This window comes from Rhizobium bangladeshense (assembly GCF_001662075.1).
Taxonomy (GTDB): Bacteria; Pseudomonadota; Alphaproteobacteria; order Rhizobiales; family Rhizobiaceae; genus Rhizobium; species Rhizobium bangladeshense_B.
Window position 1 is genome coordinate 135,084 of sequence record NZ_LYPL01000013.1, and the last position, 22,176, is coordinate 157,259.

General features: G+C 63.1%; 22 protein-coding genes. 10 read left to right on the forward strand and 12 right to left on the reverse strand.

Going from position 1 to position 22,176, the window contains the following annotated elements:
* Positions 1-7: 7 nt before the first annotated feature.
* From A7X77_RS23585 to A7X77_RS23610, 6 genes are all read right to left on the reverse strand, one after another.
* Positions 8-787, reverse strand: coding sequence for an ABC transporter ATP-binding protein (locus A7X77_RS23585; protein WP_064685263.1), 780 nt, complete (start codon positions 785-787; stop codon positions 8-10).
* On the reverse strand, positions 784-1,578 hold the full coding sequence (locus A7X77_RS23590) for an ABC transporter ATP-binding protein (RefSeq protein ID WP_064685264.1): 795 nt from the start codon (positions 1,576-1,578) through the stop codon (positions 784-786). Before A7X77_RS23590 ends, A7X77_RS23585 begins: the two co-directional genes overlap by 4 nt.
* Entirely contained in the window at positions 1,575-2,399 is an 825-nt protein-coding gene (locus tag A7X77_RS23595; protein ID WP_064685265.1) for an ABC transporter permease, read from the reverse strand. The genes A7X77_RS23590 and A7X77_RS23595 overlap by 4 nt, the downstream gene beginning before the upstream one ends.
* Positions 2,396-3,385: an ABC transporter permease gene (locus A7X77_RS23600; RefSeq protein ID WP_064685266.1), complete on the reverse strand. Its 990-nt coding sequence runs from the start codon at positions 3,383-3,385 to the stop codon at positions 2,396-2,398. Before A7X77_RS23600 ends, A7X77_RS23595 begins: the two co-directional genes overlap by 4 nt.
* A gap of 40 nt (positions 3,386-3,425) precedes the next feature.
* Positions 3,426-5,036 carry an ABC transporter substrate-binding protein gene (locus tag A7X77_RS23605; protein WP_064685267.1) on the reverse strand — a complete coding sequence of 537 codons (1,611 nt, stop codon included), beginning with the start codon at positions 5,034-5,036 and terminating at the stop codon, positions 3,426-3,428.
* Positions 5,037-5,195: 159 nt separating this feature from the next.
* Positions 5,196-6,236, reverse strand: a complete 1,041-nt coding sequence (locus A7X77_RS23610) for a substrate-binding domain-containing protein (protein WP_064685268.1) — start codon at positions 6,234-6,236, stop codon at positions 5,196-5,198.
* A 135-nt stretch (positions 6,237-6,371) separates the two neighbouring features.
* Between A7X77_RS23610 and A7X77_RS23615 the strand changes: the two genes are divergently transcribed.
* From A7X77_RS23615 to A7X77_RS23645, 7 genes are all read left to right on the forward strand, one after another.
* The gene (locus A7X77_RS23615; RefSeq protein ID WP_064685341.1) at positions 6,372-7,406 is read left to right on the forward strand and encodes a Gfo/Idh/MocA family protein; all 1,035 of its coding nucleotides are present in this window, start codon (positions 6,372-6,374) and stop codon (positions 7,404-7,406) included.
* An 11-nt stretch (positions 7,407-7,417) separates the two neighbouring features.
* The gene (locus tag A7X77_RS23620) at positions 7,418-8,320 is read left to right on the forward strand and encodes a sugar phosphate isomerase/epimerase family protein (protein ID WP_064685269.1); all 903 of its coding nucleotides are present in this window, start codon (positions 7,418-7,420) and stop codon (positions 8,318-8,320) included.
* Positions 8,321-8,382: 62 nt separating this feature from the next.
* On the forward strand, positions 8,383-9,615 hold the full coding sequence (locus A7X77_RS23625) for an ABC transporter substrate-binding protein (protein ID WP_064685270.1): 1,233 nt from the start codon (positions 8,383-8,385) through the stop codon (positions 9,613-9,615).
* 265 nt (positions 9,616-9,880) lie between these two features.
* Positions 9,881-10,783: a carbohydrate ABC transporter permease gene (locus A7X77_RS23630; RefSeq protein ID WP_064685271.1), complete on the forward strand. Its 903-nt coding sequence runs from the start codon at positions 9,881-9,883 to the stop codon at positions 10,781-10,783.
* Positions 10,780-11,610, forward strand: a complete 831-nt coding sequence (locus tag A7X77_RS23635) for a carbohydrate ABC transporter permease (protein ID WP_064685272.1) — start codon at positions 10,780-10,782, stop codon at positions 11,608-11,610. Before A7X77_RS23630 ends, A7X77_RS23635 begins: the two co-directional genes overlap by 4 nt.
* Entirely contained in the window at positions 11,607-12,677 is a 1,071-nt protein-coding gene (locus tag A7X77_RS23640; RefSeq protein ID WP_064685273.1) for an ABC transporter ATP-binding protein, read from the forward strand. The genes A7X77_RS23635 and A7X77_RS23640 overlap by 4 nt, the downstream gene beginning before the upstream one ends.
* A gap of 112 nt (positions 12,678-12,789) precedes the next feature.
* Positions 12,790-13,623: an inositol monophosphatase family protein gene (locus A7X77_RS23645; protein ID WP_064685274.1), complete on the forward strand. Its 834-nt coding sequence runs from the start codon at positions 12,790-12,792 to the stop codon at positions 13,621-13,623.
* 5 nt (positions 13,624-13,628) lie between these two features.
* Here the strand turns inward: A7X77_RS23645 and A7X77_RS23650 are convergent, their stop codons facing one another.
* The 4 genes from A7X77_RS23650 to A7X77_RS23665 are packed head-to-tail and all read right to left on the reverse strand — an operon-like array spanning position 13,629 to position 17,605.
* Positions 13,629-14,708: an ABC transporter ATP-binding protein gene (locus A7X77_RS23650; protein WP_064685275.1), complete on the reverse strand. Its 1,080-nt coding sequence runs from the start codon at positions 14,706-14,708 to the stop codon at positions 13,629-13,631.
* 34 nt (positions 14,709-14,742) lie between these two features.
* The gene (locus A7X77_RS23655; RefSeq protein WP_064685276.1) at positions 14,743-15,570 is read right to left on the reverse strand and encodes an ABC transporter permease; all 828 of its coding nucleotides are present in this window, start codon (positions 15,568-15,570) and stop codon (positions 14,743-14,745) included.
* The gene (locus A7X77_RS23660) at positions 15,567-16,460 is read right to left on the reverse strand and encodes an ABC transporter permease (RefSeq protein WP_064685277.1); all 894 of its coding nucleotides are present in this window, start codon (positions 16,458-16,460) and stop codon (positions 15,567-15,569) included. Before A7X77_RS23660 ends, A7X77_RS23655 begins: the two co-directional genes overlap by 4 nt.
* Complete coding sequence (locus A7X77_RS23665) at positions 16,460-17,605, reverse strand: extracellular solute-binding protein (protein WP_064685278.1); 1,146 nt, start codon at positions 17,603-17,605, stop codon at positions 16,460-16,462. Before A7X77_RS23665 ends, A7X77_RS23660 begins: the two co-directional genes overlap by 1 nt.
* A 189-nt stretch (positions 17,606-17,794) precedes the next feature.
* Between A7X77_RS23665 and msrA the strand changes: the two genes are divergently transcribed.
* On the forward strand, positions 17,795-18,304 hold the full coding sequence (gene msrA, locus A7X77_RS23670) for a peptide-methionine (S)-S-oxide reductase MsrA (RefSeq protein ID WP_064685279.1): 510 nt from the start codon (positions 17,795-17,797) through the stop codon (positions 18,302-18,304).
* Between the two features lie 43 nt (positions 18,305-18,347).
* Here msrA and A7X77_RS23675 read toward each other — a convergent pair whose 3' ends face one another.
* Positions 18,348-19,220, reverse strand: coding sequence for a LysR family transcriptional regulator (locus tag A7X77_RS23675; RefSeq protein ID WP_064685280.1), 873 nt, complete (start codon positions 19,218-19,220; stop codon positions 18,348-18,350).
* A gap of 97 nt (positions 19,221-19,317) precedes the next feature.
* Here A7X77_RS23675 and A7X77_RS23680 point away from each other — a divergent pair, with 97 nt between their 5' ends.
* On the forward strand, positions 19,318-20,103 hold the full coding sequence (locus A7X77_RS23680) for an SDR family oxidoreductase (RefSeq protein WP_064685281.1): 786 nt from the start codon (positions 19,318-19,320) through the stop codon (positions 20,101-20,103).
* Between the two features lie 30 nt (positions 20,104-20,133).
* Positions 20,134-20,832, forward strand: a complete 699-nt coding sequence (locus A7X77_RS23685) for a ribonuclease activity regulator RraA (protein WP_064685282.1) — start codon at positions 20,134-20,136, stop codon at positions 20,830-20,832.
* Positions 20,833-20,883: 51 nt separating this feature from the next.
* Here the strand turns inward: A7X77_RS23685 and A7X77_RS23690 are convergent, their stop codons facing one another.
* Complete coding sequence (locus tag A7X77_RS23690; RefSeq protein WP_064685283.1) at positions 20,884-22,173, reverse strand: amidohydrolase family protein; 1,290 nt, start codon at positions 22,171-22,173, stop codon at positions 20,884-20,886.
* Positions 22,174-22,176: the final 3 nt, after the last annotated feature.

The following is a 22,176-nucleotide window of genomic DNA, read 5'->3' on the forward strand; positions in this document are numbered from 1 at the left end:
GCCTCCTTCACAACGGTTCGGTCACAAGACGAGGAACGGCTGCCACGAGCGCGCGCCCGGCAGCCGATTGCGGGGCGGCAACAACCGCCGCGGCCGGACCGGTCTCGACGATCCGGCCGCCGTCCATGACGGCGATGCGGTGGGAAACCGCGCGCACCACGGCAAGATCGTGCGAAATGAACAGGCAGGCAATGCCGTGCTCCTTCTGCAGCTCGACTAAAAGTTCGAGGATCCTTCCGCGCACGGTGACGTCAAGCGCCGAGACCGCCTCGTCGAGCACCAGCAGCGACGGCCGTGTGGCGATCGCCCGGGCAATCGCCACACGCTGGCGCTGGCCGCCGGAGAGCGCGCGGACCGGCCGGCTGGCATAATCGGCAGGCAGGCCGACACGTTCGAGGAGCATGGCGATCTCGCCGGCACGCCGGTCTTTCGACATGACGCCGTGGATGCGCAAGGGGTCGTCAAGCACCGAGCCGACCGTCGCCAGCGGGTTGAAGGCGGCCAGCGGATCCTGGAACACCATCTGCATGCGCGCCCGCCTGCGGCGCAAGGCAGCACCTCTCAGCGTCAGCCAATCCTCTCCCTCAAAACGGATCGCACCGGCATCACAGGAGAGAAGCCGCAGCAGGATACGCGACAGCGTCGATTTTCCGCTGCCGGAGGCGCCGACCAGACCGAGCGTTTCCCCGGCTGCGATCGTCAGCGAAACATTGTCGAGCGCGGCGACCCGACGGCCCGCGGAGGAAAAGCCCTTCGAGATGTTTTCTATGGACAGCAGAGGATTCATGGCGCCAGCTCTTCGATCAGGGGTGGCGTCGCGAGATCGCGATGGCTGGCGATGAGAGCGGCGGTATAGTTGCTCGCGGGCGCCGAAAGCACCGAACGGACGGGACCTGCCTCGACGAGGCGCGCGTCGCGGAAGACGGCGATCCGGTCGACGAAGCCGGAGGCGAGCGCGATGTCGTGGGTGATGAAAAGCAGCGTCATGCCGTCCTCGCGCACCAGCCCGTCGAGCAGGCGGACGATCTCGGCCTGAACCACGACGTCGAGGGCGCTCGTCGCCTCGTCGGCAATCAGCAGAGCGGGCTTGGCAGCGATCGCTGCCGCGATCGCCACGCGCTGGCGCTGGCCGCCGGAAAGCTGATGCGGAAAGGCCCGCAGCGCCTTGTCGGGCCGCGGTATTCGCACTCGTCCAAGCAGTTCCTCGGCTCGGATAGAAGCCTGTTCCCAGCTGAGGCCGAGATGGCGCCTGGCGCCCTCGGCAATCTGTTCGCCGACCGTCAGGACGGGATTGAGGCTGGTGCCGGGATCCTGCAAGACGAAGCCGAAATCGCGGCCCGGGCGGGGCGGGTGACCCAGGGCGGGCCAGAGCATTTCCCCGGTGACTTTCGCTTCGTCGGGCAGCAGACCGGCGAGCGCCCGGGCGAGCGTGCTCTTGCCGGAGCCGCTTTCGCCGATGATCGCCAGCCTCTCGCCGGTGGCAATATCGAGATCGACACGATCGAGCGCCGCAGCATTGTTCCTGCCGCGCCGATAGGTGACCGAAAGCTGCCGGAGGCTGCAGAAGATGTCGCTCATGCCGCCCTCCCGCCAAGCGCCTTGCCGAGACCTTCGCTGAAGAGATGAACGCCGAGCACGGTGACGGCAAGTGCGGCGCCCGGCAGGACGGAGAGATAGGCGGCCGAGCGCAGCACGCTGCGGCCCTCGGCGATCATCGAACCCCAGGTGGCGATATTCGGATTGCCGAGGCCAAGAAAGGAAAGCGCTGCCTCGGTCAGGATCGCGCCGGCGACGATGGTCGCGGAAAGCGCCAGCACCGGCAGCAGGGCGTTCGGCAGGATCTCGCGAAAGGCGATCTCCGCGGGATGCATGCCGATCACCCTTGCCGAGGCGACGTAATCCTGCTCGCGGATCGCCAGCACCTGGGCGCGCGTCAGCCGCGCCGGATCGGCCCAGGCGCCAAGCGCGATGGCAAGCACGATGATCGGGGTCGACACCCCGATGGTGCTGACAAAGGCGAGGGCAAGCAGGAAGCCCGGCACGATCTGGAAGGCGTCGACCACGCGCATCAACGCCTCGTCGACGAACCCGCCGGAAAATCCGGCCGCCATGCCGACGCACACGCCGAGGACCATGGCCGAAAAGGCTGCCGCGAGGCCAACGGCAAGCGAGGTTCGCGCGCCATAGAGCAAGCCGGCGAGCACATCACGTCCGAGGCGATCCGTGCCAAGTGGAAAGGCCGGGTCGGTGAAGGGCGCAAGCAGCGCCCGCCCGGCGATCCTCAGCGGATCGCCGGGCGAAATGATGGGGGCAAGCAGCCCAGTCGACAGCAGGATGACCAGGATCGCAAATCCGGCCATGCCCTCCCACGTGCCGAGCAGACGCTGGAGACGGCTCATGCGCCACCCTCCGAAGCGCCGATGCGCGGGTCAAGCGCGGCATAGATAAGATCGACGAAGAAATTGACCGAAATGACAAGAACGGCGCTGGTGACGACGATGCCCATCAACAGCGGCGCGTCGCGGCCGTTGACCGCCTCCTGTGCCAAACGCCCGAAACCTGGGACCGCAAAGACGCTCTCGATGACCACGCTGCCGCCGAGCATGGCCGCCGATTGCAGCCCAAGCATGGTGACAAGCGGCAGCAGCGCATTGCGCGCCACATGGCGCAGCACGATGCGGCTGCGCGACAGGCCCTTGGCGCGGGCGAAAAGGACGAAATCCAATTTCCAGGCCTCGGCCATGCCGGCCCGCATCACCCGCAGGAACAAGGCTAGATAGATCAGGGCAAGGGCGCCGACCGGCAGGACCAGATGCTCTGATATGTCGAGGGCACGGGAAAACCCGGTCTTGCCCGAAGCAATCGTCTCGATGCCGGCGATGGGAAACAAGCGCAGCTTCACCGAAAAGGCAATGCTCAGGACCAGGCCGAGCCAGAAGCTCGGAATGGCATAGACGATCAGCGAGCCGATCGACAGCAGCCGGTCGCGCAAGCTTCCCGGCCGCGCCCCGGCGAGGATGCCGAGCGCGGAACCAAGGCCGAAAGAAAGCGCCGTCGCGCTGCCCATCAACAGCAGCGTATTGGGCAGGCGTTCGGCGATGAGCGCGCCGACCGGCCGGTCGAAGGCGACCGACCAGCCGAGATCAAGCTGCGCCAGCGAGGAAAGATAGAGCCAGAGCCGTGCCAGCACGGACCGGTCTAGGCCGTAGCTCTCGCGCAGCACCTGCCTGAGTGCCGCATCGCCGCCGCCGATCGCGCCCAGATAGGCATCGACCGCATCGCCTGAGGCGGATTCGAGCAGGAAAAAGGTGAAGATCACCACGATCAGCAGCACTGGAAGGCTGCTGATCGCCCTACGCCGCAGGAGGAGGATTGCGCGTTTCACGCCGGCTAAGGCCTCCGGAAGAGAATTGCCGCCGATCCTATCACGATTGTAGCGCGGTATCGCCCCAGTTCGAGACGGCCCAGCGCGGATTGTCCGCGACGTTGAGGACGGTGTCACGGGCGACGGTGATGAAGCCCCATTCCGCAACGTTGATCAGCGGCAGATCGGCGACGACGAGCTGCTGGAACTTGCGGTAGAGATCGGTGCGCGCCGCTGTGTCGACGGTTTCGGAGGCCTGCTTGATGATCTTGTCGAGCTCGGGATTGGCATAGCCGCCCTGGTTGGAGAAGGGAACGCCATCAGGCGTACCGGACTGAACGAGAATCGTGGTGGAGATCGCCGGATCGCCGCGGAACACCGGCGGGGCGACGGCGAGGTCGAAATCGTGGTCGGTGTAAACAGCCTTCTGGTGCGCGGCCGCATCGGCATTGACGATCTCGGCATCGATGCCGATCGCGGCAAGCGCCTGGCGAAGGTAATCGCCGAACTGGCGGGTCTCGTTGAAATAGGGCGCGGGGCGGAGCTTCAGTTTGAACCGGTTGCCGTCCGCCCCCTGGGCATAACCCGCCTTGTCGAGAATATCGTTGGCGGCCGCCGGATTGAAATCATAGGTCGCGACATCGGAGGTATAGAATTCCGGCGCATTCTTCGGCACCGGGCCTGTGGCGGCGGCGGCATAACCGAGGAAGATCGTGTCGACCACGAATTTCTTGTCGATGGCGTGCGCGATCGCCTGGCGGACCCTGAGGTCGGCGAGCTCCTTGCGGCGGTGATTGATCTCGACGACGAGCTGGTAGGTCAAGGCCTCGTAGCCTTTCGAAATCACCTTGATGCCGTCGACCTTGGAGATGCGATCGAGATCGGCCAGCGGCACGGCCGAGAAGGCGGCCAGCTGGATTTCGCCGGCTTCGAGCGCCGCACCCGCCGACGCCCGGTCGGGCAGCACGCGGAAGACGATCTCATCGAGTTTCGGCTGGTCCTTATCCCAATAAGTCTCATTGCGCGTCAGCCGGTAGTATTCGCCGGGTTTGTGTTCGGCGAACTTGAACGGCCCGGTGCCGACAAGCTTGTTATTACCAGGATTGGCGGCGATATCGCTGCCGTCGAAGATATGTTTGGCGACGACGCTGGTGACGACGGGGAGGGCATTGCGGATGAGCTGGAACGGCGTCGGCTTGGAGAAGCGGAAGATGGCGGTGTAGTCATCGGGCGTATCGACGGCTTCGAGATTGGCGAAGACCAGGCGGCCGAGATTCTGCAGCGGCTTCCAGATGTTTAGGGCGGAGAAGGCAACATCGACCGAAGTGAACGGCTTGCCGTCATGCCAGGTGACGCCGTCGCGCAGCTTGAAGGTGACGGAAAGGCCGTCGGCCGAGCCTTCCCAGGAGGTGGCAAGCCGCGGCGCAAGCCCGTCCTTGCCGTCGAACGAGGCTTCGGCCAGCGGTTCAATCACTTTGCTGGCGATGAAAAAGACGCCGTTCGAAGCGACGATGGCAGGGTTGAGGTTCTTGGGTTCGGAATCGGCTGCGACGACCAGTCTCCCGCCGCTCGGCGCGGTCTGCGCCAGCGCCTGGCGGGCGAGCGCCGTCGAGGCAAGCAGCAGAGCAGCGCCCTTCATCAGCGTGCGCCGCGAGATAGATGACACCGTCATGACCCCTCCTGATCGATCGAAACCGGCAACCATATTCGGCCCGAAATACCGCTTGGCATAGAGATTAAATTCGAATGATCGGGCTCCGCGAGACATTTTTTGTCACCCAGCCATTATATCCTCTGCCGCGCTCGCGCGGGAAGCCGAAGCCGGCACCCTTCAGGCCTCCGTCAGCTGAAACGCGTCGCTTTCCCCTGCCACCAGTTCGAGTGGCCAGATCATGTTGCTACCGGCATCGGAATAGAAGTCTCGATAGGCCGGCATGTGGGCGAGCAGCATTTGTCCGAGCGCAACGCCGAGATCGTAGAGCGACATGCGGAAGCAGCTGAGCGAGGGCTGCAGAAATCGTGCGCGCGGGGCATCGCGGAAGCCGATCACCGCAAGATCGCGGCCGGGCTGGACGCCCGATTCCATCAAACGGCGGTAGAGGCCGATCGCCATCAGCTCGTAGATCAGGATCACCGCCGTCGGCCGGTCTTCGAGCTGCAGCAGTTCATGGGCCGCCCGGTAGCCGCCTTGTTCACTCGATTTGACGCGGATGACGAGCGACGGGTCGAAGGGAAGACCGTGCTGCTCGAGCGCACGGCGATAGCTCTCGACAAAGACGTAGCCGAGGTTGACCTCACTCGACGGCGCCGTGATCGCGATCCGTCGGTGGCCGCGCGCGACCAGCCGCTCGACGGCACGCTCGGCGACGCCTTCGAAGTCGAGGTCGATCCAGGGGAAGTTGCCGGCGGAAAGGCTGCGCCCGACGGCGATGAACGGGATCCTTGCTCGCGAGAGCAAATCGACACGGCGATCGACGCGCTGCATATTGGAGATGATCATCGCATCGACGACACGCCGCGCTACCATGCGCTTCAGATATTCGCTCGGGTCTTCATCGCTCGGGCAGGGCAGCATAAGAAGGTCAAGCTTGTGGCGGGTAAAGACATGCTGCAGTCCGCTGGTGACGCCGAGGAAGAAGTTGTCAGCATTTTCGACCGCCTCCGCGCTCGATTCGATCATCAGGCCTATAACCTTCGTCTCTCCTTGTCTTAGGCTGCGCCCCGACTGATTGGCGACATAGCCGAGCGCCTCGGCCGCCGCCAGCACACGACGGCGCGTTTCCTCGTTGACGTCCGGCCTGCCGTTCAGGGCGCGGGACACCGTGCCGATCGAAATAGCCAGGTGTTCGGCAAGCTGGCGGATTCCCTTCATCGGCTGCGATTCCCTCCTGGGCCGTAATTTCGCAGTTGGCCTCTATTGACACCGCAAAATGTTTTCGCCTACAGTCGTAAACGTTTACGGAGTGCGTGTCACGAGGAGAGTTGGCGCCATTCCTTGGAGGAAATCGTGAAATTCAGTGCCATTCTGTGCGGGTGCGGAGCTATGTCCAAAGGTTGGTTGCGCGCCATCGCGTCCAACCCAGATCTCGCCGATTCCATCACCATCGTCGGCCTCGTCGACCTCAACCGCGAGACGGCGCAAAATCTCGCCGCCGAGTTCGGCCTCGACAGCGCCGTCATCGGTTCGGATCTCTCCGAGGTCATCGCGGCGACGAATGCCGATCTGGTCTTCGACATCGTCATTCCGTCCGCCCGTTACGATGTCGTGTCGACCGCACTCAAGGCCGGCTGCCATGTGCTCAGCGAAAAGCCGATGGCCGCCTCGCTTGCCGAGGGGGCCGCGCTGATCGATCTCGCCGCCGAGACCGGCCGAATCCACGCCGTCATCCAGAACCGCCGCTTCATCTCCGGCATCCGGCGCCTGCGCCGTTTCGTCGACAGCGGCGCCATCGGCGATCTCACCGCCATTCATTGCGACTTCTTCCTCGCGCCGCATTTCGGCGGTTTCCGCGAGGAGATGGACAATGTGCTGCTTCTCGACATGGCGATCCACACCTTCGATGCCGCGCGTTACGTCACCGACAGGAAGCCGCTGGCCGTCTATTGCGTCGAGCGTAATCCTGCGGGCTCGTGGTACCGGCACGGCGCCTCTGCCAATGCCATCTTCGAATTCTCCGACGACATGGTCTTCACCTATCGCGGCTCCTGGTGCGCCGAGGGCGAACGTACCAGCTGGGAAAGCCAGTGGCGTCTCGTCGGCTCGAAGGGGATGCTGACCTGGGATGGCGAGGAGAGTTTCAAGGCGACCGTGGCCGGCGAGGAGCCCGGCCTTCTGCGGGGCTCTGCTGCCGTAAACGTTCCCGGACCTGAGCACGATGCCGAAACCCACGGCCACGCCAGCGTCATCGCCGATTTCATTGCAGCGATCCGAACCGGCAAGCAGCCCGAAACGGTCAATTCCGACAATATCAGAAGCCTCGCCATGGTCTTCGGCGCGATCGAAAGCGCCAAGACCGGCCGGCGCATCGAAATTTCAGCATAGGATAAAGTGACGTGAGCAACCCTGCAAAATCCATTCGCATCGGCACCATGGTCAGCGGCAACAAGGGCGATGCCGCCGAGCGCATCGGCCAGATTGCCGACCTCGGCTTCGAGAGCTTCGAGCCCTTCTTCTGGCAGACGACCAAGGGCCAGGATCTCGCCGAGCTCGGCAAACGCTGCCTCGACGCGATCGGTGATCGCGACATCACCATCTCGACGCTCGGCATGTTCGGTAATCCGCTGGAAGAGAGCGCAATCGACCTCGAGACCCTGCAGGGCTGGAAAGACTGCATCGACAACGCCCATCATTTCGGTGCGACCTGCGTTGCCGGCTTCACCGGCCGCATCCGCGGCAAGCCGCTGACCGACAGCTTGCCGCGCTACAAGCAGATCTGGAGCGAGCTTGCCAAGCGTGCCGCCGACAAGGGCATCAAGATCGCCTTCGAGAATTGCGCCATGGACGGCAACTGGGAAAGCGGCGACTGGAATATCGCCCATAATCCGGATTCCTGGGAGCTGATCTTCAACGAGACGCCGGATGATCATATCGGGCTGGAATGGGAACCATGCCATCAGATGGTCTATCTGATCGACCCCATGCCGCAGATCCGCAAGTGGGCGCATAAAATCTTCCACGTCCACGGCAAGGACGCTACCATCCGCTGGGAGGTCATCAAGGAACACGGCATTTTCGGCAAGGAGAAATTCGTCTTCATGCGCACGCCGGGCTTCGGCGACAGCAACTGGATCGACATCATTTCCGAGCTGCGGCTTGCCGGCTGGTCGGGCTCGATCGACATCGAAGGCTGGCATGACCCGGTCTATCGCGACGAACTGGAAATGACCGGCCAGGTCTATGCGCTCAACCACCTCAAGCATGCCCGGGGCGGCGAATTCGTCGTCGATCCGGCCTGATGACATCGTTGCCGGCAAGGAGGAATTGCCGGCAACGGGGATAACCCAAAAGGAGGAGAACCATGGCTATCCGCAAATATGCAATTCTCGGCGCTCTGGCGCTAGCAGGCGTTTCGTTGTTCGGCCTTTCGGCCAAGGCGGAGGACGTCACCTTGACACTCTGGTCGCTCGATAAGGACACCCAGCCGGCGCCCAACCTCGTCAAGGAATTCAACGCCCAAAACAACGGCATCAAGATCGAATACCGGCTGATCCAGTTCGACGACGTCGTCACCGAGGCTATGCGCGCCTATGCCACCGGCCAGGCGCCCGACATCATCGCCGTCGACAATCCGGAGCATGCGATGTTCTCGTCGCGCGGCGCCTTCCTCGATCTCACCGACATGATCGCCAAGTCGACCGTCATCAAGCCGGATAATTATTTCCCCGGCCCGTTGAAATCGGTCGAATGGGACGGCAAATATTACGGCGTGCCGAAAGCGACGAACACGATCGCGCTCTACTACAACAAGGACATGTTCAAGGCGAAGGGCCTCGATCCGGCGAAGCCGCCGCAGACCTGGGACGAGCTGGTCGAAGATGCGCGCAAGCTGACCGACCCCGCCAAGAACATCTACGGTCTCGCATTCTCGGCCAAGGCCAATGAGGAGGGCACCTTCCAATTCCTCCCCTGGGCTCAGATGGGTGGCGGCAGCTATGAGCATATCAATGCCGACGGCGCGGTGAAGGCGCTCGGGATCTGGAAGACGATCATGGACGAGAAGCTCGCCTCTCCCGATAGCCTTACGCGCGGCCAGTGGGATTCGACCGGCACGTTCAACTCCGGCAACGCGGCCATGGCGATCTCCGGCCCCTGGGAACTCGACCGCATGATGCAGGAAGCGAAATTCGACTGGGGCGTCACCCTGCTTCCGGTTCCCAAGGAAGGAACAGAACGGTCCTCGGCCATGGGCGACTTCAACTGGGCGATCTTCGCCAGCAGCAAACATCCGGCCGAAGCCTTCAAGGCGCTCGAATATTTCGCCTCGCAGGACGACAAGATGTTCAAGAATTTCGGCCAGCTTCCGGCCCGCTCCGACATCTCGATCCCCGAAACCGGCCAGCCGCTGAAGGACGCCGCCCTCAAGGTCTTCCTCGAACAGCTGAAATACGCCAAGCCGCGCGGCCCCCATCCGCAGTGGCCGAAGATCTCCAAGGCGATCCAGGACGCCATCCAGGCGGCGCTGACCGGCCAGATGAGCCCGAAGGATGCGCTCGACCAGGCCGCGGATAAGATCAAGGCTGTCTTAGGCTGAGGCTTGCTCCCCCTTCTCCCGCCGGGAGAAGATGCCCGAGGGGCAGATGAGGGGGTGAGGAGCAAAACGGCGAACATCCTGAGCGTAAACGCGAAGGACAACCGCCGCCGAAACTCGGCGCCCCTCATTCGGCTGCCGCCACCTTCTCCCCGCTGGGGAGAAGGGACTACCCACCGATGGCGCAACGACCATCAACCATTTCCTCCCGGCAGGGGCCGCCTCCCGCATTATGCCAGGCGGCCCCGATCGGAGCATCGGAGGACGCATGAAAAGGATCCTGATGAGCGTCAGGGACGGCCGCGGTTTCGACATCGTGCTCGTCGCTTTTCCGCTCGGCTTTCTGTTCCTGATGGCAGGGCTGCCGCTTATCTACAATGTGGTGATGAGTTTCCAGGAGGTCGACATGTTCAGCCTCGGGACCTTCTCGCGTCCTTTCGTCGGCTTCAAAAATTACACCGACCTCTTCGCGCAGCCGGAAACCCTGCCGATCCTCTATAACACCCTCATCTTCGTCACCGGCTCCATCGCCGGCCAGTTCCTGATCGGCTTCGGCCTGGCGCTGTTTTTCTGGGTCAATTTTCCCGGCGCCTCTTGGATGCGCGGCCTGTTCCTCGTCTCCTGGGTCATGCCCGGCCTCGTCGTCGGCGCCATCTGGAACTGGATTCTTTCCGGCGATTTCGGCGTATTGAATTTCATCCTCAGGGAAAGCGGTATCATCTCCGGCAATATCTTCTGGCGCTCGGACCCGCATTATTCACTTTATGCCGTCATCATCGCCAATATTTGGCTCGGCACCTCGTTTAACATGATCCTGCTGTCCGTCGGGCTCGCCGGCATTCCGGCCGATCTCTACGAAGCGGCCGAACTCGACGGCGCCAATATCTGGCAGCGCTTCTGGACGATCACGCTGCCGATGATGCGCTCGACGATCGGCGCGATCATCGCGCTCGGCCTGATCTTCACCTTGCAGCAGTTCGATCTCTTTGCCGCGATCACCTCAGGCGGGCCGAACAATTCGTCGAACGTCACGCAATATTGGGCCTGGGATCTTTCCTTCCGGCAATACGACTTCGCCAAGGGCGCGACGATCTCCGTGATCATGATCGTCTTCGTCATGTTCGCCTCCGTCGTCTATGTCCGCTCCACACGTCATGAGGTGCGCGGATGAGCACGACCACGAACCGCGACCGGCTGATGCTGGTAATATCGATCGTCATGGCGGCGATCTATCTCTTCCCGCTCTACTGGATGTACATCACGGCGTTGAAAGGCGGCTCGGAGATGTTCGCCACGCCGCCGAGTTTCTGGCCGGCAGCACCCCAATGGAGCACCTACACCTATGTGTGGGAAAGCCGCGGCATGGGTCGCTATCTCTGGAATTCGCTGGTCATCGCGCTGGGCTCGGTAGCGCTGATCACGCTGCTCGGCGTGGGCTGCGCCTATGTGCTCGCCAGATACCGTAACGTCTGGGTGGACATCGGTCTGTTCCTGATCCTGATGCTGCAGGTCCTGCCGGCCTCGCTGATGATCACGCCGATCTTCGTCGGATTCTCGCAGATCGGCATGCTCTCGTATCCGCGGCTTGCCGTCATCATCGCGGTGGCGGCCAAGAGCATGCCTTTCTTCGTCATTCTGGTGCGCGCCACCTTCATGAGCGTTCCCCAGGAGTTGGAAGAGGCGGCCCTCGTCGACGGCAATTCGCGCGTCGGCGCCTTCTTCAACATCGTGCTGCCGCTCGCCCGCAACGGCATCCTCGTCAGCGCCATCCTGATCTTCATGCAGGCCTTCGGCGAATTCGTCTATTCGAAGTCGATGATCCAGGCAGTCGATCTTCAGCCGGCAAGCGTCGGTCTCAACTCCTTCATGGGGCCGAACACCAACGAGTGGAACAACATCATGGCCTACGCGACGATGTATGTGACGCCCATCCTCGCCATCTTCGTTCTCTTGCAGCGCCGCATCGTATCCGGCCTCACCTCTGGAGCCCTCAAATGACCACGCAGATCGAGCTCAGAGGCGTCAACAAATATTACGGCGCCTTCCACGCCCTGAAGAATATCGACCTGTCGATCGCCAAGGGTACTTTCGTCGCGCTTGTCGGCCCTTCGGGCTGCGGCAAGTCCACATTGCTGCGCTCGCTTGCCGGTCTTGAAAGCATTTCGACCGGCGACCTCCGGATCGCCGGCGAGCTGATGAACGGCGTGCCGCCGCGCAAGCGCGACGTCGCCATGGTCTTCCAGTCTTATGCGCTCTATCCGCACATGACCGTCGAGGATAACCTGACCTACAGCCTGCGCATTCGCGGCATCGCCAAGGCGGAAGCCAAGAAGGCGGCAGAGGAGGTGGCGGCGACAACCGGTCTTTCGCATCTCCTCAAGCGTTATCCGCGCGAACTGTCCGGCGGCCAGCGCCAGCGCGTCGCCATGAGCCGCGCCATAATCCGCCATCCCAAAGCCTTCCTGTTCGACGAGCCGTTGTCCAACCTCGATGCGGCGCTGCGTGTCCATATGCGCAAGGAAATTCGGTCGCTGCACGACCGGCTGAACGCAACCTTCGTCTATGTCACGCATGATCAGGTCGAAGCGATGACCATGGCCGATCATGTGGTGGTGATGCGCGACGGCATCATCGAGCAGCAGGGCGCGCCGCTCGATCTCTATGACCGGCCGGCAAACCGCTTCGTCGCCGGCTTCATCGGTTCGCCGGCGATGAATTTCGTTCCGGCGATCGTCGCGGAAGGCGGCAGGAGCCTGATCCTGGATTTCGGCGCCGTGAAGCAGAGGCTTGCCATCAACCGCGCCATCGAGCCCGGACGCAAGCTCATCGCGGGTGTCCGGCCTGAACATATCGAGGTTGTCGCTCCCGGGCAGGGCAGTTTCGACGTGCCGATTGCCTTCGTCGAATCGACCGGCTCCTCGACCTTCATCGTCGCGGCGACGGAGCCGGAGCTGACGATCGTCGAGACACGCCGAGACAGGGTCAAAACGGGAGACATGATCGGCCTTTCGGTCGATCCGGCTCAGATCCATCTTTTCGATGCGTCGACGGACCGGTTGATATAACAACCGGTGGACAGGGCCGGCGGTCGGCTTCATAAAACCATCATCGGCCTCTGCGAAGGGATTGCTTCCGCACGAGTCCCTTACGTAACATCTGCAGCATCCGGATCTTCACATGGCATCCTCCCCGGTATCCGCGCGTCTTTCGCCGACCGCGTCGCCCCGCCTCGTCGTTCTCGCCGAAGCCGTCTTGAAAGCGGGCGAAACCGCCCGCGCCTCGCTTCGGCGGCGGACATCGGCGGAAATGCTGGCCAAGGCGCCGCGCGACTATCAGACCGAGATCGATGTCGCCGTCGAGCGGATCATCGTCGACGAAATGACCAGGGCCTTTCCTGATTACGCGATCCAGGGCGAGGAAGCCGTCGGCAACCGCACGGCCGGGCCGGACATGCCGACCATCTACATCGACCCGATCGACGGCACCACCAATTACGCCTGGGGCGTCCCGCATTTCGGCATGACGATCGCGATCGCCGAAGGCGGCAGGCTGGTGGCCGGCGTCGTCTATGACGCCATGCAGGACGAGCTGTTCAGCGCCGAGCACGGCTGCGGCGCCTATCTTGATGGCGAGCGCATCCGCTGCGCCGCTGTCGGCGATATCGAAAACGTGCTCATCGGTGCCGGGCTGCCGATCCCTGGCCAGGTCAAGGCGGTGGCGGAAGAAACCTATTTCAACGCGATCAAGCGTCTGATGGCCAACACGGCCGGTGTGCGCCGTCTCGGCTCGGCGGCTTTGTCGATCGCCTATGTCGCCTGCGGCCGGCTGGACGGCTTCTTCGAGGATGGGCTTTCGATCCATGATTTCGGCGCCTCGGCGCTGATGGTCGAGGAGGCGGGCGGCATCGTCACGCGTTTTTCCGGCGCCGAGGTCGACGGCAAGGGCGATATACTCGCCGCCAGCAAGGCATTGCATCCCTGGCTCAAGCAAGGCTTTCTGACGACGGCGTGATTGTCTTAAACCGGCAAGAGACGCCCAGCCTCCGCAGCGTCTTTAACCGGTGTCGACTGATGAACGAGCGCATTGTCGCGGAAGACGAAAAAGCTCCCGAAGCCCGGCTCAACCCTCATCCCGGTCCGGACGCGGTCGTCCGGCGCCACCATGGCTTTCAGGCGGCTGCCATCGGCAAGATCGACATCGACCATCTTGTGGGTGCCGAAATCGACGATACGATGGACGGTCCCGGCATCCGGCCGGTCCGAGAGTTGAATCGTCAGCGCTTCCGGACGGGCGGCCAGCGTCACCGGCCCGTCTTCGACCGGAACAGCAAGTGGAAAGAGCGGATGTTCGCAGACGCCGTTCCTGGCGCGGCTCTGGACGAAATTCATCGAGCCGATGAACCCGGCGACGAAGGCCGTCTGTGGCTGCCGATATATGATGCTCGGCGGCGCGATCTGCTCGGTGCGTCCGTCGCGCATGACAACAATGCGGTCGGCAAGCGCCAAGGCCTCGTCCTGGCCGTGGGTGACGAAGAGCGTGGTGATGCCGAGGCGCTGCTGGATATCGCGCACTTCCTCCCTGAGCCTTTCGCGCAGGTGCTGATCGAGGCTGGCGAAGGGCTCGTCGAGCAGAAGGACCTTGGGCTCGAGCACCAGCGAGCGGGCAAGCGCCACGCGCTGCTGCTGCCCACCCGACAATTGCGTCGTCATCCGGCGCCCGTAATCGCCAAGGCCGACCAGCGTCAAAGCGTTCTCGACGCGCTCACGGATTTCGGATTTCGGCAGCCGGGGGAGCTTCAAGCCGAAGGCGATGTTGTTGAAGACATCCATATGTGTCCAGAGGGCATGGCTCTGGAACACCATTCCCGTCGGGCGTCGCTCGGGCGGCAGGCTCGTTACGTCACTGGCATCGATGCGGATCGTTCCGCCGCTCGGCCGCTCGAAGCCGCCGATCATCCTCAGAAGCGTCGACTTGCCGGAGCCGGATGGGCCGAGCAGGCAGACGAGTTCGCCGTCGCCGACTTCCAGGGAGAAGTCGCGAACGGCAAATGTGGTCCCGAACAGCTTCGAAACGCCTTCGATCGCCAGATGTGCCATGCTCAAATCCTTCCCTGTTTTGACGCGCGGCGCCTCACGCGCCAAAACCTCTCGCAAAGGCGCCGGTGCCGACCACGCGGCGCGCAAACATCAGCGCGATGAAGGACGGCACCCACAGCATGACCGAGAGCACCGCGCCGTATTGCACGACGATCTGATTGTTGATGAAGCTGATCATCAGCACCGGCATCGTGCGGACCTGAGGCGCGCCGATCAACCAGGCGCCTTCGGTCTCGTAGAAGGTGCCGACGAAGGTCAGGAGCAGTGCGGCTGATATCGTCGGTGCGGCCTGCGGCAGCGTGATCGACCAGAAGACGCGCAGCGGCGTGGCGCCCGCGTCGCGCGCCGCCTCCTCCATGCGCCGGTCGACATTTTGAAAGGCCGCCACCGGAATCCAGATCATCAGCATCAGCGTGCCGACGAGCTGGATCAGCACGACGCCCCAGAAGGTGCTGATCAGGCCGAGCTGCAGGAAAATGCCGGCAATGGCGACGAGCAAGCCAAATTTCGGAAAGGCATGCGATGCGAGGAACGAGAGGAACAGAATGTCCCTGCCGGGAAAGCGCATGCGCGCGAAGGCGTAAGCCGCAGGAAGGCAGATGATGGCGGAAAGAATGGTCACCGTGGTCGTCAGGCGCAGGCTGAGGAGCAGCGCGTCCCAGACATCCGGACGCGCCAGCGTCTGACCCCAGAAGCGCAGGCCGAACTGCTGCGGGATGACCGAAGGATAACGCCAGACCTCCGTAAAGGCCCATGTGCCGACGACGATGAGCGGCAGCGCGATGAACAGGGTCAGCAGGCATGCAAAGACGAGGCCGACCCAATCGAAGCGGAGCGCGATGCCCGGTTTGGCCGTTCTCATGCGCGTGCCTCGCGGTTCTTTGCGATCGACCGGACATAGAAGATACCGAAGAGCAGGCAGAAGCCGAACGTGATGACGGCTTGGGTCATCGCGTTCAACGGGTCGTTCATGTCGGCGAAAGTGCGCTGCATGAACGGCCCCATCATCTCAGGTGATGCGGGGCCGAGCACATAGGGAAGGGTGAAAGCGGAGAAGATGCCGAGCACGGCGAAGGAGGCAGTAACCAGCAGGGAATTGCCCATGCGCGGCAGGATGATCGAGACGAAGACCCGAAGCGGCCTTGCGCCGACGTCGCGCGCGGCCTCGATGGCGCTGTTCGAGACGGAGGAAAGCCCGGCCGTCAGCATCAGCACAGTGAGCGGAAGATTGTCCCAGACGAGGCCGATGACTGGGCCCCAGGGCGTCAGATAGGGCGTGCGCAGCTTGGGCAGGCCGACGGCGTTCAGCAGCAGGTCGACCGTGCCGTTCGGCCCGATCGTTCTGATCAGCGCATAGGCGAGGATGATCGACGGCACGAACATCGGAAAGATCGCCAGAGCCTGCACATAGGCGGCGAGCTGCCCTTGTGAAAACCTGAGGTAAAGCGCGATCGGAAGGCCGATCGCCAGCAGCAGACCACCGCAGACGGCGGTGGTCCAGAGCGTCAGCCATAGATTGCCGAGGCTATAGCGATCGGTGAAGAAAAAACGACAGGAGGCGAGCGAGACCTCGGTCGCGCCGTCAGGACCCAGAACGAGGATCGTGTCGACAACCGCCGAGAAGATCGGGAAGATGATCAGCCATGCGAGCAGGAACACCGGCATGGCAACCAGGAGGAGCCCGATCGAGCTCCCCCTGTTGATGGACCGGTGACGGCTAAGGGCCGCCGGCGCAGCATCGGCGGCGGACATCAGGTGCGGCTGATGCTCGGCGCGACGTTGCGATACCAGCCGTCATTGATCGCCTTTTCCCAATCGCCGCTCGGGAAGGTCGGGATGGTCGACGGAATGACGTCGGCATATTTCTTGCGCAGATCGTCGGAGATGTGGTCCCAGGAGACGGCGGGGAAGCCGCCGATCTGAGTGATGATCGCTTCCTGCACTTCCTTCGTCAGCATGAATGCGGCAAGTTTCAGGGCCGCGTCCTTGTTGGCGCCGTTCGAGAAGACCGTGATGCTGGAGAAACCGCCGCAAAGGGCGAGATCGCCGAGCTGCACCAGGCCGGTCGTGTCCGGCAGCACGCCCTGCGCAATCGCCTGCAGCACCTGGTCCGACCAGACCGGCACCATGGTGACGACGCCCTGGGCGAGCAGCTGGATCGATTGGGTATTGCCGGCGGTATAAGCACCCTTGTCGTAGAGCGAGGGGGCGAGATCGCTGAGGATCTTCCAGGCCGGCGTCAGCGCCTCGGTGGCGAGGTCTGCGGTGAAATTGTCGACTTTGAACTTCTTCGGATCACGGCCGTTCACTTCGTGGATCGCGCGGCGGACGAAGTTGCCGCCCGAGCCGCCCTTGTCGGGCCTGTTGTAGATGAACTGGCCCGGGTTCGCCTTGATCCACGCGGTCAGCTGCTCCCAGCTCTTCGGCGCATTCTTCGGGTCGAGTCTGGCCGTGTCGTAGGCGAGAAGCACCTGCGAACCGCGATAGGGAAGCGAATAAGGAGTGTCGAGGGCGAGCGGGTTGATGCGATCGTAGCCTTCGATATTCTCGGCGGAGAATTTGACCCAGAGGCCGGCATCGATGCCGCCGGACGGCAGACGCGGATCGAATTGCTCGAAGAGGTCGGCCTGCGGATCGGTCTTCGTCTTCAGCGCCGCGAGCGCGCGGTCGGCGATGGCGCGCAGGCCGTTATTGTCGCCGGCGTCAGTCACTTTCAGGGCGACGTCAGGGTACGCCTTTTGAAAGGCGGGGCGGATGATGTTGTTCCAGAGGTCGACGATATTGGCATCCGAGCCGCTGTAGAGGTCGATCGTGCCGGCCGCGGCCGATGCGAAACGCGGAAGAGCCAGAAGACCGGCCGCGGCCGAGGATGTGATCAGAAATTCACGTCTATTCATAACCCATCTCCATCAGGTGTCGAGGCTTTGCCTCCGCGGGATTGTCCAAGGCTTTGCTAACGCCGGCAGGTAACATCGACATGACAGGAGCGGGCATGTTTGTAGAGAAATTGCACAGCTGTGCTTGTTTCTGTCTTATGGAAATCGGCGGCGCGAGACACTATCTCTGGGCAAACAAGGAGACACCCAATGACCGAAGAACGTGCAGTGCTCGCCGGCGGCTGCTTCTGGGGCATGCAGGACCTCATCCGCCGCTATAAGGGCGTGATTTCGACCCGTGTCGGCTATACCGGCGGCGACGTGCCGAATGCCACCTACCGCAACCACGGAACCCATGCCGAGGCCATCGAAATCATCTTCGACCCCGCCAAGATCAGCTATCGGGACATTCTCGAATTCTTCTTCCAGATCCATGACCCCAGCACGCGCAACCGGCAGGGCAACGACGTCGGCACGAGCTATCGTTCGGCGATCTTCTATACCAGCCCCGAGCAGGAGCAGGTCGCCAGGGATACGATCGCCGATGTCGACGCATCCGGGCTGTGGCCCGGCAAGGTCGTCACCGAAGTCGTGCCGGCCAGCGATTTCTGGGAGGCCGAGCCCGAGCATCAGGACTATCTGGAGCGCATCCCGAACGGCTATACCTGCCATTTCGTCCGACCCGGCTGGAAGCTGCCGGCCCGCCAGAAGATCGCCTGAAGCCACGCGTGCCGGCGCCACAGCCGGCATGTGATGCAGGCAATCAGGGTCCCATCGCCGCACGGCTGGTTTCCAGAAGTGCGGCGACAAGATTAGCGCGCGGCGAAGCGCATGCCGCGACGATGCCGACTGTCCGTACGGCAGAGGCACGGGGAAGGGGCAGCTTGACGATATCGAGCCCGGCCGGCCACGGCGGCGCCCAATCCGGCACGATCGAGATCCCAAGACCGCGATTGACCATCACCGCGATCGCCTCCAGTGCGTCGAGCTCATAACGCTCGACCGGACGGATGCCGATCTCGCGCAGATATTCGTCGGCGATGTGGCCGCCCCACTGGTTGCGGTCGTAGCGGATGAACGGCATCGTCTTTAGGAGCTCGAGCGGATCCGCGCCCGCGCAGTCTCGCGGCGCGATCAGCACCAAAGGTTCCCGGCGTAGCGTGTTGAAGGTCAGCGTCTTCTGCATTGGAAATCGCGGTTCGATGATGAGGGCTGCATCGAGCATGCCGTTCAGAACCTCGGTATAGAGATCCATCGAAGCGCCCGGTTTGATGAAGATCTCGATCAGCGGATACTCCTCGGCGAGGCGGTGGAGAATGTCGGGAACAATGCCCGTCAGCGCCGTGTTGATCGCGCCGATCCGCATCTCGCCCGAAATTGTCACGGTGCCGGCCATCGCCTTCAGGTCGCGTGTATCGCGCACCAGATCCCTGCAGCGTTCGAGAATGGCAAAACCCGCCTCCGTCGGTCGCATGACGCGGCCGGAGCGCACCAGCAGCCGCACCCCAAGCTCGGCCTCCAGGGCGCGGATGCGCTGGGCAACTGCGGCCGGCGTGAGGTTCAGCCGCTGGGCCGCCTCCGCCAGCGAGTGCCGCTCGGCGACCACGATGAAGGTTTCGAGAAAACGTGTGTCCATCGATAGTTTTTCTATCTCTTGAACCAAGCAAAAGCGATATTTTATTTACAGTCCGATGCTCCGAAAGATGGCACGACCATGTGAGGACACGAGCGGAATGGATTTCGGCCTGAAGGACAAAACGGCCCTGGTGCTCGGCGCCGGCGGCGGACTGGGCAGCGCAATTGCCGCCGAGCTTGCGCGCGAAGGCGCCAGAATTGCCGCGGCGGATATCGACCTCTCCGCTGCCGAAAAGACCGTGGCCGCGATCACATCGGAAGGCGGCAGGGCTCTGGCGCTACAGTGGGATCTTTCCGACCTCGGCTCGATCGAGGCGCATGTCGCTGCGATCGAGCGCCAGTTCGGACCGGTCGACATCCTCGTCAACAATACAGGCGGCCCGCCGCCGACCACCGTCTCCGGCCAGGCCCCCGCGGTCTGGAGCCAGCATTTCCAGAGCATGGTGCTCTCGGTCATATCAATCACCGATCGCGTGCTGCCTGAGATGCGGGCGCGCAAATGGGGCCGCATCGTCACCTCGACCTCATCGGGCGTGGTCGCGCCGATCCCCAATCTCGGCATTTCGAACGCGTTGCGCCTGTCGCTGGTGGGCTGGTCGAAAACGCTGGCGCGCGAGGTCGGGCGCGACGGGATCACCGTCAACATCGTCCTGCCGGGCCGCATTGCCACCGGCCGCATCACCTTCCTCGACGAACAGAAGGCCAAGCGTGAAAACCGCCCCATCGATGACGTCGTCGCCGAAAGCACCGGCAGCATCCCGCTCGGCCGTTATGGCCGGCCGGAGGAATATGGCAATGTCGTCACCTTCCTGGCGAGCGAAGCTGCCTCCTATCTCACCGGCTCGGTGATCCGCGTCGATGGCGGCATGATCCAGAGCATCTGACAGAAACAACCGGATTGGACCGAAGAACCGATGGCCCTTACTTCTGAAGCGATAGCAACCCTCAAGACCGTCTCGACGGCGACACTGACGACCGTTCTCCTGAAGAAGGGGCTGCGGAATGTCTGGATCCGCGGCGCCGTTCCCTTAAAGCCCGGCCAGCCGCGCATCGTCGGCCCCGCCTTCACGCTGCGCTTCGTGCCTGCCCGCGAAGATCTGGCGACGCCGGCATCCTGGGCTTCGCCGATCTCGACGCGCGCCGCGATCGAGGCGATGCCGGAAGGCTGCGTTGCCGTCGTCGATGCGATGGGCGTGACCGATGCCGGCATATTCGGCGATATCCTCTGCGCCCGCATGCAGAAGCGGGGCGTCGCCGCCCTCGTCACCGACGGCGTCGTGCGCGACCTTCCCGGCGTGCTCGACACCAATCTTCCGGTCTGGTGCCGCGGCGTTTCCGCGCCGCCCTCGGTGGCCGGCCTCACCTTCGTCGCCTGGCAGCAGCCGATCGGCTGCGGCGGCGTGGCGGTCTTTCCTGACGACATCATCGTCGTCGACCAGGACGGCGCCGTGCTGATCCCGGCCGATCTGCTCGACGCGGTGCTTGCCGAAGCGCCGGAACAGGAGCGCATGGAGGCCTGGATCATGACCAGGATCGAGGACGGCGTGCCGCTGCCCGGCCTCTACCCGATGAACGCCGAAACCAAGGCGCTCTACGAGGCCTCGAAGGAATAAGCTCCAGGCCAAGGCGGATTGAAGAGGGTCGCGGCTTGCGGCCCTTTTGTTTTAATAGTGAGGTGCGTAATCCAGGCCGCCGTCGATCCGTGCCGGGCGCCCGTCCAGGAAAAGCTCGCCGATGCGCGGCGCCGAGCGGGCGATGACCCTGCCGCGGCGGATGACCGCCAGCCGGTTCGGCTTCAGCCGCAGCGCTTCCAGCGTGTCGCGCGCCTGGAGAATGATGAGGTCGGCGTTGCATCCCTTTTCCAGGCCGTAACCTGAAACCCCCATCGTCTTCGCCGAATTGACGGTCAGGGCGTCGAAGGTCCTCTTCTTGTCGTCAATGCCGGCCATTTGGGCGACATGGATTGCCATGTGGCCGACCTCCAGCATGTCGCCGGACCCCATCGAATACCACGGATCCATGACGCAATCGTGCCCGAAGGAGACATTCAGTCCGGCATCCATCAGCTCGCGGACGCGGGTCATGCCGCGGCGTTTCGGATAGGTGTCGTGCCGGGCCTGCAGCATGATGTTGATCAGCGGATTGGGGATCACGTTGATCTCCGCCTCCGCCATCAGCGGGATGAGCTTGGAAACATAATAATTGTCCATCGAATGCATCGAGGTCAGATGCGAGCCGGCGACACGCCCCTGCAGGCCGAAGCGGATGGTTTGCGCGGCCAGCGTCTCGATATGGCGCGAGAGCGGATCATCGGTTTCATCGCAATGCATGTCGACTGGCAGGCCGCGCTCGGCGGCGATGCGGCAGAGCGCCTCCACCGACTCCGTGCCGTCGCCCATCGTCCGTTCGAAGTGAGGAATGCCGCCGACGATATCGACGCCCATGTCGAGCGCGCGGTTGAGCGCGTCGATCGCCCCCGGCGAGCGGTAATAGCCGTCCTGGGGAAAGGCGACCAATTGCAGATCGATATAGGGCGCGACCCTTTCGCGCACCTCTATCATCGCCTCGACGGTCACCAGTCTGGGATCACTGGTATCGACATGGCTGCGGATGAAGAGCAGGCCCTGCGTCACCGCCAGATCGCAATAGCGCAGCGCGCGGTCGACCAATTCCTCCTTCGTCACGATCGGGCGTAGTTCCCCCCAGAGCGCGATGCCCTCCAGCAGCGTACCTGACACGTTCATCCGCGGCAGCCCGAGCGATAGCGTGGCGTCCATATGAAAGTGCGGATCGACGAAAGGCGGGCTGACCAGCCTGCCGGTTGCGTCGATTTCCTCTGGCGCCTGCGCCTGCAGATTGCGCTCGACGGCAATGATCCTGTCGCCCTCAATGCCGATGTCGATGCCGGTTCGGCCATCAGGGAGATTTGCGTTTCTGACGATCAGATCAAACATCGG

Bases quoted from the DNA above. Each gene is read 5' to 3' on its own strand.
- A7X77_RS23595 (WP_064685265.1), bottom strand. From the start codon at position 2,399: ATGAGCCGTCTCCAGCGTCTGCTCGGCACGTGGGAGGGCATGGCCGGA.
- A7X77_RS23585 (WP_064685263.1), bottom strand. From the start codon at position 787: ATGAATCCTCTGCTGTCCATAGAAAACATCTCGAAGGGCTTTTCCTCC.
- A7X77_RS23590 (WP_064685264.1), bottom strand. From the start codon at position 1,578: ATGAGCGACATCTTCTGCAGCCTCCGGCAGCTTTCGGTCACCTATCGG.
- A7X77_RS23645 (WP_064685274.1), top strand. From the start codon at position 12,790: ATGGCATCCTCCCCGGTATCCGCGCGTCTTTCGCCGACCGCGTCGCCC.
- A7X77_RS23675 (WP_064685280.1), bottom strand. From the start codon at position 19,220: ATGGACACACGTTTTCTCGAAACCTTCATCGTGGTCGCCGAGCGGCAC.
- A7X77_RS23635 (WP_064685272.1), top strand. From the start codon at position 10,780: ATGAGCACGACCACGAACCGCGACCGGCTGATGCTGGTAATATCGATC.
- A7X77_RS23630 (WP_064685271.1), top strand. From the start codon at position 9,881: ATGAAAAGGATCCTGATGAGCGTCAGGGACGGCCGCGGTTTCGACATC.
- A7X77_RS23680 (WP_064685281.1), top strand. From the start codon at position 19,318: ATGGATTTCGGCCTGAAGGACAAAACGGCCCTGGTGCTCGGCGCCGGC.
- A7X77_RS23660 (WP_064685277.1), bottom strand. From the start codon at position 16,460: ATGTCCGCCGCCGATGCTGCGCCGGCGGCCCTTAGCCGTCACCGGTCC.
- A7X77_RS23625 (WP_064685270.1), top strand. From the start codon at position 8,383: ATGGCTATCCGCAAATATGCAATTCTCGGCGCTCTGGCGCTAGCAGGC.
- A7X77_RS23690 (WP_064685283.1), bottom strand. From the start codon at position 22,173: ATGTTTGATCTGATCGTCAGAAACGCAAATCTCCCTGATGGCCGAACC.
- A7X77_RS23685 (WP_064685282.1), top strand. From the start codon at position 20,134: ATGGCCCTTACTTCTGAAGCGATAGCAACCCTCAAGACCGTCTCGACG.
- msrA (WP_064685279.1), top strand. From the start codon at position 17,795: ATGACCGAAGAACGTGCAGTGCTCGCCGGCGGCTGCTTCTGGGGCATG.
- A7X77_RS23650 (WP_064685275.1), bottom strand. From the start codon at position 14,708: ATGGCACATCTGGCGATCGAAGGCGTTTCGAAGCTGTTCGGGACCACA.
- A7X77_RS23665 (WP_064685278.1), bottom strand. From the start codon at position 17,605: ATGAATAGACGTGAATTTCTGATCACATCCTCGGCCGCGGCCGGTCTT.
- A7X77_RS23640 (WP_064685273.1), top strand. From the start codon at position 11,607: ATGACCACGCAGATCGAGCTCAGAGGCGTCAACAAATATTACGGCGCC.
- A7X77_RS23605 (WP_064685267.1), bottom strand. From the start codon at position 5,036: ATGACGGTGTCATCTATCTCGCGGCGCACGCTGATGAAGGGCGCTGCT.
- A7X77_RS23610 (WP_064685268.1), bottom strand. From the start codon at position 6,236: ATGAAGGGAATCCGCCAGCTTGCCGAACACCTGGCTATTTCGATCGGC.
- A7X77_RS23655 (WP_064685276.1), bottom strand. From the start codon at position 15,570: ATGAGAACGGCCAAACCGGGCATCGCGCTCCGCTTCGATTGGGTCGGC.